16 protein-coding genes are annotated in these 15,025 nt (G+C 68.6%); 6 read left to right on the top strand and 10 right to left on the bottom strand.

From position 1 onward, the window contains the following. Nucleotides 1–60: 60 nt before the first annotated feature. The 7 genes from A5727_RS23640 to A5727_RS23610 all read right to left on the bottom strand — a co-directional run bounded on the left by A5727_RS23640 (nucleotide 61) and on the right by A5727_RS23610 (nucleotide 6,367). Entirely contained in the window at nucleotides 61–402 is a 342-nt protein-coding gene (locus A5727_RS23640; protein ID WP_068256083.1) for a metal-sulfur cluster assembly factor, read from the bottom strand. After that, nucleotides 399–872, bottom strand: a complete 474-nt coding sequence (sufU, locus tag A5727_RS23635; protein WP_068256080.1) for a Fe-S cluster assembly sulfur transfer protein SufU — start codon at nucleotides 870–872, stop codon at nucleotides 399–401. The genes A5727_RS23640 and sufU overlap by 4 nt, the downstream gene beginning before the upstream one ends. After that, entirely contained in the window at nucleotides 872–2,122 is a 1,251-nt protein-coding gene (locus A5727_RS23630) for a cysteine desulfurase (protein WP_231992211.1), read from the bottom strand. The genes sufU and A5727_RS23630 overlap by 1 nt, the downstream gene beginning before the upstream one ends. 37 nt (nucleotides 2,123–2,159) lie before the next feature. Next, the gene (gene sufC, locus A5727_RS23625; protein ID WP_068256073.1) at nucleotides 2,160–2,933 is read right to left on the bottom strand and encodes a Fe-S cluster assembly ATPase SufC; all 774 of its coding nucleotides are present in this window, start codon (nucleotides 2,931–2,933) and stop codon (nucleotides 2,160–2,162) included. Further along, nucleotides 2,933–4,129, bottom strand: a complete 1,197-nt coding sequence (sufD, locus tag A5727_RS23620; RefSeq protein ID WP_068256069.1) for a Fe-S cluster assembly protein SufD — start codon at nucleotides 4,127–4,129, stop codon at nucleotides 2,933–2,935. The genes sufC and sufD overlap by 1 nt, the downstream gene beginning before the upstream one ends. Next, nucleotides 4,129–5,559 (bottom strand): Fe-S cluster assembly protein SufB, encoded by a 1,431-nt coding sequence (gene sufB, locus A5727_RS23615; protein ID WP_068256066.1) that lies wholly within the window; start codon nucleotides 5,557–5,559, stop codon nucleotides 4,129–4,131. Before sufB ends, sufD begins: the two co-directional genes overlap by 1 nt. Before the next feature lie 61 nt (nucleotides 5,560–5,620). Continuing rightward, the gene (locus tag A5727_RS23610) at nucleotides 5,621–6,367 is read right to left on the bottom strand and encodes a helix-turn-helix transcriptional regulator (protein ID WP_082949989.1); all 747 of its coding nucleotides are present in this window, start codon (nucleotides 6,365–6,367) and stop codon (nucleotides 5,621–5,623) included. 91 nt (nucleotides 6,368–6,458) lie between these two features. On the opposite strand from A5727_RS23610, the gene mptB reads away from it, so the two are divergent. Genes mptB through A5727_RS23595 form a run of 3 tightly spaced genes read left to right on the top strand, consistent with a single transcriptional unit; the run spans nucleotide 6,459 to nucleotide 9,840 of the window. Next, nucleotides 6,459–8,129, top strand: coding sequence for a polyprenol phosphomannose-dependent alpha 1,6 mannosyltransferase MptB (gene mptB, locus A5727_RS23605; RefSeq protein ID WP_068256063.1), 1,671 nt, complete (start codon nucleotides 6,459–6,461; stop codon nucleotides 8,127–8,129). Further along, a complete protein-coding gene (locus tag A5727_RS23600; RefSeq protein ID WP_231992204.1) occupies nucleotides 8,126–9,067 on the top strand; it encodes an ABC transporter ATP-binding protein in 942 nt (313 codons plus the stop codon). The genes mptB and A5727_RS23600 overlap by 4 nt, the downstream gene beginning before the upstream one ends. Then, complete coding sequence (locus A5727_RS23595; protein WP_068256060.1) at nucleotides 9,064–9,840, top strand: ABC transporter permease; 777 nt, start codon at nucleotides 9,064–9,066, stop codon at nucleotides 9,838–9,840. The genes A5727_RS23600 and A5727_RS23595 overlap by 4 nt, the downstream gene beginning before the upstream one ends. Here A5727_RS23595 and A5727_RS23590 read toward each other — a convergent pair. Further along, nucleotides 9,748–10,446 (bottom strand): hypothetical protein, encoded by a 699-nt coding sequence (locus A5727_RS23590; protein WP_082950008.1) that lies wholly within the window; start codon nucleotides 10,444–10,446, stop codon nucleotides 9,748–9,750. The genes A5727_RS23595 and A5727_RS23590 overlap by 93 nt on opposite strands. 84 nt (nucleotides 10,447–10,530) lie before the next feature. On the opposite strand from A5727_RS23590, the gene A5727_RS23585 reads away from it, so the two are divergent. Then, nucleotides 10,531–11,112, top strand: a complete 582-nt coding sequence (locus A5727_RS23585; protein WP_068256054.1) for a TetR/AcrR family transcriptional regulator — start codon at nucleotides 10,531–10,533, stop codon at nucleotides 11,110–11,112. 60 nt (nucleotides 11,113–11,172) lie between these two features. Then, nucleotides 11,173–12,102 carry a COX15/CtaA family protein gene (locus A5727_RS23580; RefSeq protein WP_197507744.1) on the top strand — a complete coding sequence of 310 codons (930 nt, stop codon included), beginning with the start codon at nucleotides 11,173–11,175 and terminating at the stop codon, nucleotides 12,100–12,102. On the opposite strand, the gene A5727_RS23575 is transcribed toward A5727_RS23580, so the two are convergent. Beyond that, nucleotides 12,052–12,987 (bottom strand): ATP-grasp domain-containing protein, encoded by a 936-nt coding sequence (locus tag A5727_RS23575; protein WP_068256048.1) that lies wholly within the window; start codon nucleotides 12,985–12,987, stop codon nucleotides 12,052–12,054. The genes A5727_RS23580 and A5727_RS23575 overlap by 51 nt on opposite strands. Nucleotides 12,988–13,018: 31 nt before the next feature. On the opposite strand from A5727_RS23575, the gene A5727_RS23570 reads away from it, so the two are divergent. Then, nucleotides 13,019–13,993: a quinone oxidoreductase family protein gene (locus tag A5727_RS23570; RefSeq protein WP_068256044.1), complete on the top strand. Its 975-nt coding sequence runs from the start codon at nucleotides 13,019–13,021 to the stop codon at nucleotides 13,991–13,993. A gap of 7 nt (nucleotides 13,994–14,000) precedes the next feature. On the opposite strand, the gene A5727_RS23565 is transcribed toward A5727_RS23570, so the two are convergent. Continuing rightward, nucleotides 14,001–14,918 carry a heme o synthase gene (locus A5727_RS23565; RefSeq protein ID WP_068256041.1) on the bottom strand — a complete coding sequence of 306 codons (918 nt, stop codon included), beginning with the start codon at nucleotides 14,916–14,918 and terminating at the stop codon, nucleotides 14,001–14,003. Nucleotides 14,919–15,025: the final 107 nt, after the last annotated feature.

Raw genomic sequence — 15,025 nt, 5'->3', positions numbered from 1 at the left:
CTCCTAACGTTGGCGGACAGGGGTCTGTTCCCCTGCTCTGACTGCCCGAAGCGGGCTCTGCTAGACGGTGAATCCCAGAGCGCGCAACTGCTCGCGGCCGTCGTCGGTGATCTTGTCCGGTCCCCACGGCGGATTCCAGACCCAGTTGATCTTGATCTCGTCGACCAGCCCGGCGCCGACCAGGGCGTTGCGGGACTGATCCTCGATCACGTCGGTCAGCGGGCACGCCGCCGACGTCAGGGTCATGTCGATCAACGCGACCGAACCCGCGTCGCCCTGTTCGACGTTGAGTCCGTACACCAGGCCGAGGTCGACGACGTTGATCCCGAGTTCGGGGTCGACGACGTCGCGCATGGCCTCTTCGACGTCGGCGAGAAGTTCGTCGCTGGCGGTTTCACTCATGATCGCTCCTCGCTGCCGGAGTCTGGTACACCCGCACTGGCCTCCGCCAGCGCGGCCTTGAACGCCGTCCACCCGAGCAGAGCGCACTTGACTCTGGCCGGGTACTTCGACACGCCGGCGAAGGCGATGCCGTCGCCCAGCACGTCCTCGTCACCGTCGATGTTGCCGCGCGACGAGATCATCTCGGTGAACGCGGCGACCGTCTTCAGTGCATCCCCCACAGTCTGCCCGATGATCTGGTCGGTGAGCACCGAGGTCGAGGCCTGGCTGATGGAGCAGCCCTGGCCGTCGTAGGACACGTCGGTGACGGTCTCCCCGTCGTCGGACAGCGTGACCCGAAGAGTGACCTCGTCCCCACAGGTCGGGTTCACGTGCTGCACCTCGGCACCGAACGGTTCCCGCAGACCACGGTGGTGCGGGTGTTTGTAGTGGTCCAGGATGACTTCCTGGTACATCTGCTCGAGACGCATCAGTTCCCACCGAAGAACTGCACGGCGCGGCGCACACCGGCCACCAGACGATCCACCTCGTCGAGCGTGTTGTACACCGCGAACGAGGCCCGTGCCGTCGCGGCCACGCCGAACCGGCGGTGCAGCGGCCACGCGCAGTGGTGGCCGACCCGCACCGCCACACCCTCGTCGTCGAGCACCTGACCGACGTCGTGCGCGTGGATGCCGTCGACCACGAAACTCACCGGAGAGCCGCGGTCCTCGACCGCCAGGGGGCCGATGATCCGCACCCCCGGGACCTCGCTCAGACCGGCGAGCGTCGCGGCCACCAGGTCGTCCTCGTGAGCCTCGACGGCGGGCATCTGCAGTGCCCGCAGATACCGCGCGGCGGCGGCCAGCCCGACGACCTGCGAAGTCATCGGGGTGCCCGCCTCGAATCGCTGCGGCGCGGGTGCGTAGGTGGTGGCCTCCATGGTCACGGTCTCGATCATCGACCCGCCCGTGAGGAACGGCGGCAGGTCGGCGAGCAGTGCCCGCCTCCCGTAGAGTACGCCGATCCCCGTCGGTCCCAGCATTTTGTGGCCCGAGAAAGCCGCGAAGTCGACGTCGAGGGCATGGAAGTCCACAGGCTGATGAGGCACCGACTGGCACGCGTCCAGCACGGTCAGCGCACCGACGGCCCTGGCCCGAGCCACCAGTTCGGCGACCGGCGCGATGGCACCCGTGACGTTCGAATGATGGCTGAATGCCACGACTTTGACGCGTTCGTCGAGTTCAAGCGAGTCCAGGTCGATGCGGCCCGCATCCGGCCCCTCGGAGGTGACGCCGAACCACTTCAGCGTCGCGCCCGTGCGGCGGGCCAGTTCCTGCCACGGAATCAGGTTGGCGTGGTGCTCGAGTTCGGTGGTGACGATGACGTCGCCGGGGCCGATGGCCCGTTCGAACCGGTTGTCCCCCAGCGCATATGCCACCAGGTTGATCGACTCGGTGGCGTTCTTTGTGAACACCAGTTCGTCGACGTCGGCGCCGACGACGTCGGCGATGTCGTGCCGGCCCTGTTCGTAGGCGTCGGTGGACTCCTCCATCAGTTGATGCGCACCTCGGTGCACGGCGCCGTTGGAGGTCAGCAGGAACTCCCGCTCCGCATCGAGCACCTGCAGTGGTTTCTGTGACGTGGCACCGGAATCCAGGTAGGCCAGCTGCTTGCCGCCCCGCATCACGCGGCTCAGGATGGGGAAGTCCGCCCTGATCGCCGGGATGTCCAGCACCAGCTGAGAACTCGCTTCCGGCGTCCGTGCGGCCGTCACGTCAGGCTCCCGTGGCAGCCTGTGTGAAGCGCTCGTAGCCGTGCTCCTCGAGTTCGTCGGCCAACTCGGGGCCGCCGGACTGGACGATGCGGCCGTCGAAGAAGACGTGCACGAACTGCGGTCGGATGTAACGCAGGATTCGGGTGTAGTGCGTGATCAGCAGCAGCCCACCGTGCTCTGCCTCGGCGTAGCGGTTGACGCCTTCGCTCACCACGCGCAGGGCGTCGACATCCAGACCCGAGTCGGTCTCGTCGAGGATCGCGATCTTCGGCTTGAGCAGGCCCAGCTGCAGGATCTCGTGGCGCTTCTTCTCACCGCCCGAGAAGCCCTCGTTCACGCTGCGCTCACCGAAGGCCGGGTCGATGCCCAGATCGTTCATCGCGCCCTTGACCTCCTTGACCCAATGCCGCAGCTTGGGCGCCTCGCCACGCACGGCCGTGGCCGCGGTGCGCAGGAAGTTCGACATCGACACACCCGGCACCTCGACGGGGTACTGCATGGCCAGGAACAGGCCCGCACGCGCACGCTCGTCGATGCTCATCTCGAGCACGTCCGCACCGTCGAGGGTGATCGACCCTGAGGTGACGGTGTACTTGGGGTGCCCGGCGATGGCGTAGGACAGCGTCGACTTGCCGGATCCGTTGGGCCCCATGACCGCATGGGTCTCACCGGACTTCACGGTGAGGTTGACGCCCTTGAGGATCGGGATCTCCTGGCCGGCCTCAGCCGGGTTGGCGACCGAAACGTGCAGGTCTTTGATTTCCAGAGTGGTCATTACGCATTTCTCGATTCGGTGATGGCGAGTTCTTTCTCGATGGCTGCGGTCAGGCGTTCCCGCACCTCGGGCACGGCGATCTTGGCGATGATCTCGCCGAAGAAGCCGCGCACCACAAGGCGGCGGGCCTGATCCTCCGGGATGCCGCGGGCGCGCAGGTAGAACAGCTGCTCGTCGTCGAAACGGCCCGTCGCACTGGCATGCCCGGCACCGGCGATCTCGCCGGTCTCGATCTCCAGGTTGGGCACAGAGTCGGCCCTCGCGCCGTCGGTCAACAGCAGGTTGCGGTTGACCTCGAAAGTGTCGGTGCCCGTCGCCTCGGCGCGGATCAGCACGTCGCCGATCCAGACGGTGTGCGCATCGGGCTTGGCGGAGTCCGGATCACCCTGCAGCGCACCCTTGTACAGCACGTCGGACTTGCAGTTGGGCTGCGCGTGGTCAACCAGGAGGCGGGACTCGAAGAACTGGCCGTCGTCGGCGAAGTAGGTGCCATACAGCCTGGCGTCGCCGCCGGGTCCGGTGAACCGCACCGTGGCCGTGGTGCGCACGACGTCGCCGCCGAGGGTCACGTTGACGTGGCCGAGCACGGCGTCGCGGCCCAGCGTGGCGTGGTGCGCGCTGACGTGCACCATGTCGTCGTCCCAGTCCGCGATCCAGATGACGCCCAGGCCCGCGGAGTCGCCGACGATGATCTCGACGTTGTCGGCGTAGGTGCCGCTGCCGCGCAGGTCCACCACCACGATCGCGCGGGACAGCTCCTCGACGCGAATCTGCAGGTGGCCGAACGCGACATTGCCCGCGCCCGGACCGTCGACCGTGATCTCGATGGGCTCCGCCACCTCCGTGTCACGAGCCACCGTCACCACGGTGGCCTGGTCGAACGACGAGAAGGCTTGGGCCGCAACGCGATCGGTGGGGACGCCGGCCTGGCCGAGCCGGGCGTCACCGCGGCCCACCGTCTCGACGGTCACCCCGGGGCGCTCGCTGACGGTGATGCCCGCCGGGGCACGGTTGCCGTCGGCGGCCGCGGTGCCGTCGTGCAGCCCACGAAGCCGGCGCAGTGGCGTGAAGCGCCACAGTTCGTCACGTCCGCCGGGCACCTCGAAGGCGTTGACGTCGAAGGACGAGAACAGCTCGCCCTTGTTCACCGCGGCGATGGCCGAACCCTCGACCGCGGTGTTGAGATCCTGTGCCACTAGCCGACCGCGCCTTCCATCTGAAGCTCGATGAGCCGGTTCAGCTCGAGCGCGTACTCCATGGGCAGTTCCTTGGCGATGGGCTCGACGAAGCCGCGCACCACCATGGCCATGGCCTCATCCTCGGTCAGGCCGCGGCTCATCAGGTAGAAGAGCTGATCCTCGCTGACCTTGGAGACCGTGGCCTCGTGCCCCATGGTGACGTCGTCCTCGCGGATGTCGACGTAGGGATAGGTGTCGCTGCGGCTGATCGTGTCGACCAGCAGCGCGTCACATTTCACGCTCGACTTCGAGCCGTGCGCACCCTTGTTGACCTGGACGAGCCCACGGTAGGAGGCGCGACCGCCGCCCCTGGCCACCGACTTCGACACGATGTTGCTCGACGTCTGGGGGGCCAAATGCAGCATCTTGGCGCCGGTGTCCTGGTGCTGCCCCTCGCCGGCGAACGCGACCGAGAGCACCTCGCCCTTGGCGTGTTCGCCCGTCATCCACACGGCCGGGTACTTCATGGTGACCTTCGAGCCGATGTTGCCGTCGATCCACTCCATGGTGGCGCCGGCTTCGGCACGGGCACGCTTGGTGACCAGGTTGTAGACGTTGTTCGACCAGTTCTGGATCGTGGTGTAGCGCACCCGGGCGCCCGGCTTCACGATGATCTCGACGACCGCCGAGTGCAGCGAGTCGGACTTGTAGATCGGCGCGGTGCAGCCCTCGACGTAGTGCACGTACGAACCCTCGTCCGCGATGATCAGCGTCCGCTCGAACTGACCCATGTTCTCGGTGTTGATCCGGAAGTAGGCCTGCAGCGGGATGTCGACGTGGACGCCCGGCGGGACGTAGATGAACGAGCCGCCCGACCACACCGCGGTGTTCAGTGCGGAGAACTTGTTGTCTCCGGCCGGAATCACGGTGCCGAAGTGCTGCCGGAAGATCTCGGGATGCTCCCGCAGGCCCGAGTCGGTGTCGAGGAAGATGACGCCCTGAGCCTCGAGATCCTCGCGGATCTGGTGGTAGACGACCTCCGACTCGTACTGCGCGGCCACACCGGCGACCAGGCGCTGCTTCTCGGCCTCGGGGATGCCGAGTCGGTCGTAGGTGTTCTTGATGTCCTCGGGCAGTTCCTCCCAGGAGGTGGCCTGCTTCTCGGTGGACCGAACGAAGTACTTGATGTTGTCGAAGTCGATGCCCTCGAGGTTGGAACCCCAGTTGGGCATGGGCTTCTTGTCGAAGGTGCGCAGCGCCTTCAGCCGGATGTCGAGCATCCACTCGGGCTCGTTCTTCTTGGCGGAGATGTCCCGCACGACCGCCTCGGAAAGACCGCGCTGAGCGCTGGCGCCCGCCGTGTCGGAGTCAGCCCAGCCGTAGCCGTATTTGCCCAGGGAGGCAATGGTCTCCTCCTGGGTCAACGGCGTCTCCGGTGTGAGTGTCATTGCGACACACTCCTTCTGCTCTAGTTCTGGCTCCGGCTCGGGCTGAGGGCCGGAGTTGGTGCTACTGGCTTGCCGCCGGCGTCAGCGGGACATGGGTGGTGCAGGCGAGGTCACCGTTGACGATGGTGGCCAGCCTCTGCACGTGAGTGCCCAGCACCTGCGCCATGGCGTCCTGTTCGGCCTCGCACAGTTCCGGGAACTCCTCGGCCACATGTGACACCGGACAGTGGTGTTGACAGATCTGCACGCCCTTGATGGGTCCGCGGACCTGCGTGGTGGTGGTCGCGTACCCGGCCCTGCTCAATGCCTCGGCGATGCGGCCGGCCGCGGCCTCGACGGCGCCGTCCTCGCCGCCCGCCGGTTCGACCTCGGCCAGGATGGTGTCGATGCGCTTGCGCGCGAAGGTCCGCACCGCCTCGTCGCCGCCGATCTCACGCAGTTGCCGCATGGCGGCCGAAGCCAGATCGTCGTAGGTGTGCTCGAGCTTGCTGCGCCCCACCGCGGTGAGCTGATAGCGCTTCGCCGGCCGTCCCCGGCCCGCCTGCTGCCAGGCCGCCGCGGCATTGGCCTGGGCGTCGCCGGTTTCGATCAGCGCGTCGAGATGACGGCGGACGCCGGCGGCCGAGAGGCCCAACTGCTCCCCGATTCGGCTGGCCGTGATGGGTCCCGACTCCAGCAGAAGCCTGATGATCGCGCGGCGCGTGTGGCCGTCCTGGGCGTGCAGCGACCCGTCCGCCGGGGACACCCCGGGCGCGGACAGGCTGCGCTCAGCCTCAGGACGGATTTTCACAACACCAGTGTGACGCAATTAGAAAGGGGAATCCAGCAAGGGCACCCTTAGCTGGCCTGTGCACAGCTCACAGCGCGGGCGGGGAATAACCGACCGCTACGCTGCCTACGTGGCAGGCCGGCTTCGTTCGTTGAGCACGTCGATCGCCGGTTGGCACGGCGACGAGCGGACTGTGGGCTCTCCACTCAACGACCTCGAGCTCGTCGCGCTGCGCCGAACCCGCCTCTTCGGCGCCACCGGAACTGTGCTGATGGCAATCGGCGCCCTCGGCGCCGGGGCCCGTCCCGTCGTGCAGGATCCGACCTTCGGGGTGCGCCTGCTGAACCTGCCGTCGCGCATCCAGACGGTGTCGCTGACGATGACGACGACCGGCGCGGTGATGATGGCGCTGGCGTGGCTCATGCTCGGCCGCTTCGCACTCGGCCAGCGCCGGATGACCCGCGGCCAGCTGGACCGCACCCTGGTGCTCTGGATGCTCCCGCTCCTGGTCGCGCCGCCGATGTACAGCAAGGACGTGTACTCCTACCTGGCGCAGAGCCGGATCGCGGGCAACGGCCTCGACCCGTACCGCGTCGGACCGGCGCCCGGCCTGGGCCTCGACCACGTCTTCACGCTGTCGGTGCCCAGCCTGTGGCGCGAGACGCCGGCGCCGTACGGCCCGCTGTTCCTGTGGATCGGCCGGGGCATCTCCGAGATCACCGGGGACAACATTGTCGCGGCGGTGCTGTGTCATCGCGTGCTGGTGCTCGCCGGTGTGGGCCTGATCGTGTGGGCGACGCCGCGACTGGCTCGCCGGTGCGGCGTCGCCGAGGTCAGCGCCCTGTGGCTGGGAGCCACCAATCCCCTGCTGTTCATGCACCTGGTGGCGGGCATCCACAACGAGGCCATCATGCTCGGCCTCATGCTGGCCGGCACCGAGTTCGCGCTGCGCGGCGTCGAGTCGACGCGCCGATTGGCGCCCCGGCCGTTCGCGGCCCGGCCTGCCGCGCGCTGGTACCCGCTGACGATGCTGCTGCTCGGCACGGTGCTGATCACGATGTCCTCACAGGTCAAACTGCCCTCGCTGCTGGCCCTCGGCTTCGTGGCGATGGCCCTGGGGTGCCGCTGGGGCAGCACGGTGAAGTCCTTCATCCTGGCCAGTGGCGCCTTGGGGCTGCTGTCGCTGGCGGTCATGGCGGTGATCGGCTGGGCCAGCGGCCTGGGCTTCGGCTGGCTGTCGACGCTCGGCACCGCCAACGTCGTACGCAGTTGGATGTCGCCGCCGACGCTGCTGGCACTGGGCACCGGTCAGGTGGGAATCCTGCTCGGTCTCGGCGACCACACCACCGCGGTGCTGTCGCTGACCCGTGCGATCGGCGTCCTGATCATCATGATCGTCGTCACCTGGCTGCTCCTTGCGGTGTTCCGCGGTCGGCTGCATCCCGTCGGCGGACTCGGTGTCGCGCTGGGCGCGACGGTGCTGCTGTTCCCCGTGGTGCAGCCCTGGTACCTGCTGTGGGCGATCATCCCGCTTGCGGCCTGGGCGACTCGGCCACGGTTCCGCATCGCGACCATCGCCGTCACGCTGATCGTGGGCATCTTCGGTCCCACCGCCAACGGTGACCGGTTCGCGTTGTTCCAGATCGTCGACGCCACAGTGGCCAGCACGGTGATCGTTGCGCTCCTGATCGGGCTGACCCACAACTGGCTGCCGTGGCGTCCGCTGCCCGAGCCCGATCCCGTTTCCACCGCGCCGCCTGCAACCGGTGGTCGCGCCGACGCCTACGCTGAGTCCCCGTGAGCTCGACCGGCACCGGCCCCCGCATCCCGCTGCGGCTGCAGGGGGTCACCAAACGATTCGGAGACACCACGGCGGTGGACAGCCTCGACCTCGAGGTGCATCCCGCCGAGGTGCTCGCACTGCTGGGGCCCAACGGCGCCGGCAAGACCACCACCGTCGAGATGTGCGAGGGCTTCATCAGACCCGACGCCGGAACCATCGAGGTGTTCGGCCTCGATCCCGTCGCCGACAACGCGGAGCTGCGTCCCCGCATCGGTGTCATGCTGCAGGGCGGCGGCGGTTATCCGGCCGCCCGAGCCGCTGAGATGCTCAATCTCGTCGCGGCCTATGCCGCCAACCCGCTGGACCCCAAGTGGCTGCTGGAGACCCTCGGCCTGACCGACTCGGCGCGCACCACCTACCGCCGGCTCTCGGGCGGGCAGCAGCAGCGGCTCGCGTTGGCCTGCGCCCTGGTGGGGCGCCCGGAACTGGTGTTCCTCGATGAGCCCACGGCCGGAATGGACGCCCACGCCCGCCTGGTGGTCTGGGAGCTGATCGACGGTCTGCGCCGTGACGGCGTGACGGTGGTGTTGACCACCCATCAGCTCAAGGAGGCCGAGGAACTCGCCGATCGGATCGTGATCATCGACCATGGCGCCCAGGTGGCCGCGGGCACGCCGGCCGAGCTGATGCGGTCGGGTGCCGAGGATCAGCTCCGCTTCAGCGCGCCGCGCATGCTGGACCTCACGCTGTTGGTCTCGGCGCTGCCGGAGAGCTATCGCGCCGCCGAGGTCGCACCGGGTGAGTACCTCGTCGAAGGCCACATCGACCCGCAGGTGCTGGCGACCGTGACGGCGTGGTGCGCCCGCCTGGACGTGCTGGCCACCGACATGCGAGTCGAGCAGCGCAGTCTTGAAGACGTGTTCCTCGACGTCACCGGACGGGAGTTGCGACCGTGAGCCAGAGCCTGTTCCCGCCGGGCACCTTCACGCCCGACCCCCGACCGAGCACGGTCCCGCGGATGCTGGCCGCGCAGTTCGGCCTCGAACTCAAGCTGCTGCTGCGCAACGGCGAGCAGCTTCTGCTGACGATGTTCATCCCGATCACCCTGCTGGTCGGGCTGGTGCTGCTGCCGCTGGGCGACTTCGGCGACGACCGGGCGGGGACGTTCACTCCGGCCATCATGGCGCTGGCGCTGATCTCCACGGGATTCACCGGGCAGGCCATCGCGGTGGCCTTCGACCGCCGCTACGGCGCCCTCAAACGCCTTGGCGCCACGGCACTTCCGGTCTGGGGGATCATCGCGGGCAAGTCGATGGCGGTGGTGACCGTGGTGTTCCTGCAGGCGATTCTGCTGGGCGCGATCGGCGTGGCCCTGGGGTGGCGGCCGAACCCGCTTGGCCTGCTGCTCGGCGCGTTCATCATCGCGGTGGGCACGGTGTGCTTCACGGCGCTGGGCCTGCTGCTCGGCGGCACGCTGCGCGCGGAGATCGTGCTGGCGGTGGCCAACCTGCTGTGGTTCGTGTTCGCGGGACTCGGCGCACTGACGCTGGAGAGCGGGTTGGTTCCCGCGGGCCTGCGCTGGGTGGCCCGGTTGACCCCGTCGGGCGCGCTGACCGAGTCACTGACGCAGGCGATGTCACTGTCGGTGGACTGGTTCGGCATCGCGGTGCTCGCGGTGTGGGGTGCGCTCGCCGCGGGCTGCGCCGTGCGCTGGTTCCGCTTCACCTGATGCGGCCAGGGCGGGCAGCAGGTACTGCAGCTGTCCGACCTCCTCGATGTTGTGCCGCACCCAGGCCTGTGCCATGGCGTCCGGAAATCTGCGGGTCAGCGCCCAGTTGACGGGAGTTGCGAGCGCCGATCGGGCGCCGATGTCGAGCACGCTCACGTAATGCGCACCCTCGGCCCCTGCCGACCAGGTGTGCTCAAGCTGGAAGACCACGACGCCGGCGAGTCTGGTGACCAATCTGATACCGGTCTCATCGAGTTTCTCGACGCGGTCCACCACGTCGACCGGGTAGGTCCGGTCCTCGTCGATTCCCCGGAACTGCTCGACGATGCGGAACCGGGCCCCTTCGGCGGCGCCACCACCGGGTGCGGGGCGCGCAAGCTCCCAGCGGATGTGATCGATCGGGTGCCAGGCCAGGTACCGCGGGATCACGTCACCGCCGTAGCGCATGGTGCCGCCGAGGTGGGTGAACCAGTCGAGCAGCATGGCCGGGGTGACATCCGCGAGTGGCTGATGCGCGATCGTGATCCGTCGTCGCAGATGCGGCAGCCTGGTGTGGCGCACGACGGCGGACTCGACGGGGCGCAGCGGATACAGCACGGGCGTCATGTCGACCTCCAAGATACGGTTGCGTTTCTTATACGCAGGCTAAACTCGGCGCATTGGATACGCAAGCGTTTCTTAGGAGGTGCGGTGGTTCAACGACGACGGGGTGCGGAGCTCGAGAACGCCATCCACGACGCGACCCTGAGACTGCTCGGGGAACGCGGCGCGGCAGGCGTCACGATGGAGGCCGTCGCCTCGGCCGCGGGCACCAGCAAGACCGTGCTCTACCGTCGCTGGCCCGACAGCACCGCACTGCTGCGCGACATGCTCCTGCGCACCGCAACCACCGCCATCCCGCACGCCGACACCGGCAGTTACCGCGAGGACATGCTCGCGATCCTGCGGGGATGGATCGGCCTGTTCACCGGCACGCAGGCGCCGACACTGAAGGCCATCGTCGCCGCGATGGCCACCGACGACGGCCTTGCCGACGCGTTTCGCACCGAGGTCATCGGATGGCGCAAACAGGAGATGGCGGAACTCCTGCAACGTGGGGTGGCACGCGGCGAGGTGCGTGCCGACGTCCCGGTCGACATCGTGCGGGAACTGGGCCAGAGCGTGCTGTGGCACCGCCTGCTGGTCACCGGGGATCCGCTCGACGACGACCTGGCGGTCCGCCTGGTCGACGACATCCTGATGCCCGTCGTCGCACCGCGACCACCGCGCTGACCGGCCCCTTACTACGGACTGTAGTTTTCCGTCCTCTACGCTTGGCCCGTGTTCCACCGACTGGTCGACCTGCTGCCCGAACCCAGTCTGCGCGCGCAACGCCTGATTGCGGCGCTGGTGATCCTGACCCAGGGCGGCATCGCCGTGACCGGCGCGATCGTGCGCGTCACGGCCTCCGGTCTGGGCTGCCCGACCTGGCCGCAGTGCTTCCCGGGCAGCTTCACGCCGATCCCGCACCCCGAGGTCGCGCGGGTGCACCAGTTGGTCGAGTTCGGCAACCGGATGATCACGTTCGCGGTGGTCCTGACCGCGATCCTGGCGGTACTGGCGGTGACCCGCGCCCGTCGCCGCCGCGAAGTGCTGGTCTATGCCTGGCTGATGCCCGCCTCCACGGTCGTCCAGGCCGTCATCGGCGGCATCACGGTGCTGACCGGCCTGCTGTGGTGGACCGTGGCCATCCACCTGCTGGCTTCGATGACCATGGTGTGGCTCGCGGTGCTGCTCTACGTCAAGATCGGCGAACCCGACACGGGCACCCCGGTCCACGTGGTGGTGGCGCCGCTGCGCTGGCTCACGGCGCTGTCCGGCCTCACGCTCGCGGCGGTGCTGGTCACCGGGACCCTGGTGACCGCCGCGGGTCCGCACGCCGGCGACAAGAGCATCGACCGGCCCGTGGCGCGCCTGCAGGTCGAGATCGTGACGCTGGTGCACGCCCACTCCTCGCTGCTGGTCGCCTACCTGGCGCTGCTCGTGGGCCTGGGTTTCGGCCTGCTCGCGGTGCGCGCACCGCGACCGGTGCTGACGCGCCTGGTGGTCGTCGTCGCACTGGTGGCCGCGCAGGGCGCGCTCGGCGCCATCCAGTTCTTCACCGGCGTCCCCGAAGCGCTGGTGGCCCTGCACGTGGCGGGCGCCGCCGCGTGCACGGCCGCGACCGCAGCGCTATGGGCGTCGATGCGAGAGCGGACCCAGGCCGAGTCGCTCGAGGGCTGACTCGACCCCGAGCGCGAACCGGCGCTGCTGTGCCGCCCTGGTGGTCACGTCGAGTTGACGCCATCCCAGGCTCGGTTCGACCAGCTCGAGTTCGAGCAGGACCGGGTCCCGGTCCCCGATGAGGTCCACCCGCGCGTAGAGCAGTTCTGACGGGTCGATGCCCAGATGCGCAGCGGCCGCGGCCAGCGCTGCGTAGCCCGCGTCCCACAGTTCGAAATCCGGCTCGGCCGGCGCCAGCGACTCCTCGGCGTAGGTGCCCGAGTCGTCGAAGGCCGGCCGCTCCCCCGGCGCCCGCAGGATCGGGCCCTTGGTGAAGGCGTGCGACTGCTGCCCGGCCAGGAACACCAGGGCGGTCTCACCGCGCTCGACGCGCGCGTCGTAGGGCTGCACGAGCACCGTGGCACCCGACTCCTGCAGCCGCGCGGCATGCTCGCGGGCCGCACTGTGATCGGTGAAGCGCTGGGCGCCAACGGATCCGGCGCCGACCGCCGGTTTGACCACCACCTCACCGGCAGGCAGGTGCACGATCTCGTCGGGGGTGAAGAACTCGCTCTCGAGCACGCGCACACCGGCGATCGCGAGATCGTGCAGGTAGCGCTTGTCGGTGTTCCACGCGACGACCTCGGCCGCGTTGAGCAGATTCGGCACCTGCCGCGTCCACGCCAGGAACTCGTCGAGGCGCTCGATGTAGTCCCACGTCGCCCGCAGAATCACCAGATCCGCCGTCAGGGTCTGCGGGTCATCCCAGGACAGCCACCGCGCCGCCAGGCCACGCTGCCGCAGCGCGGCCACCAGGCCGTCGTCGTCACCGTCCCCGTCGACGAGTTTGCGGCACCCCGCCAGAACGATCTTCGGATGGAACACGTCAGGCCGGGCCAGCTTCATGACGGCATCATGGACAAGGATGATAGTCACCATGGACGCGATCGAAGTCAGCCGAACCGGCGGCCCGGAAGTTCTGACCCTCGTCGACAAGCCGCAACCCGTCCCGGGCCGCGGGGAGGTTCTGATCAAGGCCGACGCCATCGGAATCAACTTCATCGACACCTATTTCCGGTCCGGCGCGTACCCGCGTCCGGTGCCGTTCATCGTCGGCACCGAGGTCTGCGGGACGGTGGCCGCCGTCGGTGACGACGTCGCCGCATTGTCGGTCGGTGACCGCGTGGTGACCGCCAACGCCGACGGGGCCTATGCGCAGTACTGCACGGCGCCCGCCGATTTCGTCGCCTACGTGCCCGATGCCGTCCCGTCGGACGCGATCGCCTCAGCCCTGCTGAAGGGCATGACGGCGCACTACCTGATCAAGTCCGTCTATCCCATCGCCCCGACGGACACCGTGCTCGTGCATGCGGGCGCGGGCGGGGTCGGCCTGCTCCTGACGCAGTGGGCGGCCAGCGTGGGCACCAAGGTGATCACCACGGCGTCGACGCCCGAGAAGGCCGAACTCTCCCGGCAGGCGGGCGCCATCGAGGTGCTCGACTACCCCGAGGACCCCGCGGAGTTCGCGGCCAAGGTGCGCGACCTCACCGACGGAAGAGGGGTCCAGGCCGTCTACGACGGGGTCGGGGCGAGCACGTTCGACGCGAGCCTGGCCAGCCTGGCGGTGCGCGGCACGCTGGCGCTGTTCGGTGCCGCGAGCGGTCCGGTGCCCCCGGTGGACCCGCAGCGCCTCAACGCCGCCGGATCGGTGTTTTTGACCCGGCCCAAGCTCGGCGACTTCACTCGCACGGCCGACGAGTTCGCGTGGCGGGCGGGTGAACTCATGGACGCCATCGCGGCCGGAACCCTCACCGTCACGGTGAGCCAGAGCTATCCGCTGGCCGAGGCGGAGCAGGCGCACCGGGACCTGCAGGGCCGCAGGACCGTGGGCTCGATCGTGCTGGTGCCCTGACCCGGGGTCAGTGCACCAGCGTGGGCAGCGCCAGCACCGAGTCCACCGCAAGTGCGCAGAAGACGGCGGCCAGGTAGTTGTTGGACTGCAGGAACAGCCGCAGCGGCTTGACGGGTTCGCCGCGGCGCACGCCTGCGTAGAGCTGATGGGCCAGCACCAGGAACCACGCTCCGGCCAGCACCGCGACCGCAAGGTAGAGCCATCCGGCCGCGGGCGCCAGCGCCAGCGTGGTCAGCACCGTGAGCCACGTGTAGACCAGGATGTGGGTGGTGACCTGCTTCTCGGTGGCCACCGACGGCAGCATCGGCACCCCGGCCGCCGCGTAGTCGTCCTTGTAGCGCATCGCCAGCGCCCAGGTGTGCGGCGGCGTCCAGAAGAAGATGATCAGGAACATCACCAGCGCGGGCCAGCCGATGGTTCCCGTGACGGCCGACCAGCCGATCATCACCGGCATGCATCCGGCGGCGCCGCCCCAGACGACGTTCTGCGACGTGCGACGTTTGAGCAGGAGCGTGTAGACGAAGACGTAGAACGCGATGGTCGCGACGGCCAGCACGCCCGAGAGCAGGTTGCTGGTCCACCACAGCCAGAAGAACGACGCCACCGACAGCACCAGGCCGAAGATCAGCGCGTGCCGGGTGGGCACGGTGTCACGGGCCAGCGGGCGCAGCGCTGTGCGCTTCATCACCTTGTCGATGTCGGCGTCGGCGACGCAGTTCAGCGTGTTCGCGCCCGCGGCCGCCAGCCCGCCACCGATGAGGGTGTTCAGGATCAGGATCGGGTTCACCGATCCGCGTTCGGCCAAGAGCATGGCCGGGATCGTCGTGACCAGCAGGAGTTCGATGACTCGTGGTTTGGTCAACGCCAGATAGGCCAGCACGGTGGTGCGGATTCGGCTCCGCGCGACGCGCTCGCGGATGCTCACGCAGTTAACTCCTCATGAAAGCGATTGGTCGCGGCAGCCTCGCAGCTTCTACTACGAACGATGGTAGACCGCGGGCTCGCCATCTCCACATCGCGGGTCCGTTCGGT

Source organism: Mycobacterium sp. ACS4331 (assembly GCF_001667265.1).
GTDB lineage: Bacteria > Actinomycetota > Actinomycetes > Mycobacteriales > Mycobacteriaceae > Mycobacterium.
Note: the sequence above shows the minus strand (reverse complement) of the source record. Positions and strands in the feature narration are given on the sequence as shown.

What these genes read in the sequence shown, in the direction of transcription:
- A5727_RS23640 (WP_068256083.1), bottom strand. Translation starts at nt 402, where the DNA reads ATGAGTGAAACCGCCAGCGACGAACTTCTCGCCGACGTCGAAGAGGCC.
- sufU (WP_068256080.1), bottom strand. Translation starts at nt 872, where the DNA reads ATGCGTCTCGAGCAGATGTACCAGGAAGTCATCCTGGACCACTACAAA.
- sufC (WP_068256073.1), bottom strand. Translation starts at nt 2,933, where the DNA reads ATGACCACTCTGGAAATCAAAGACCTGCACGTTTCGGTCGCCAACCCG.
- sufB (WP_068256066.1), bottom strand. Translation starts at nt 5,559, where the DNA reads ATGACACTCACACCGGAGACGCCGTTGACCCAGGAGGAGACCATTGCC.
- A5727_RS23590 (WP_082950008.1), bottom strand. Translation starts at nt 10,446, where the DNA reads ATGACGCCCGTGCTGTATCCGCTGCGCCCCGTCGAGTCCGCCGTCGTG.
- A5727_RS23575 (WP_068256048.1), bottom strand. Translation starts at nt 12,987, where the DNA reads ATGAAGCTGGCCCGGCCTGACGTGTTCCATCCGAAGATCGTTCTGGCG.
- A5727_RS23570 (WP_068256044.1), top strand. Translation starts at nt 13,019, where the DNA reads ATGGACGCGATCGAAGTCAGCCGAACCGGCGGCCCGGAAGTTCTGACC.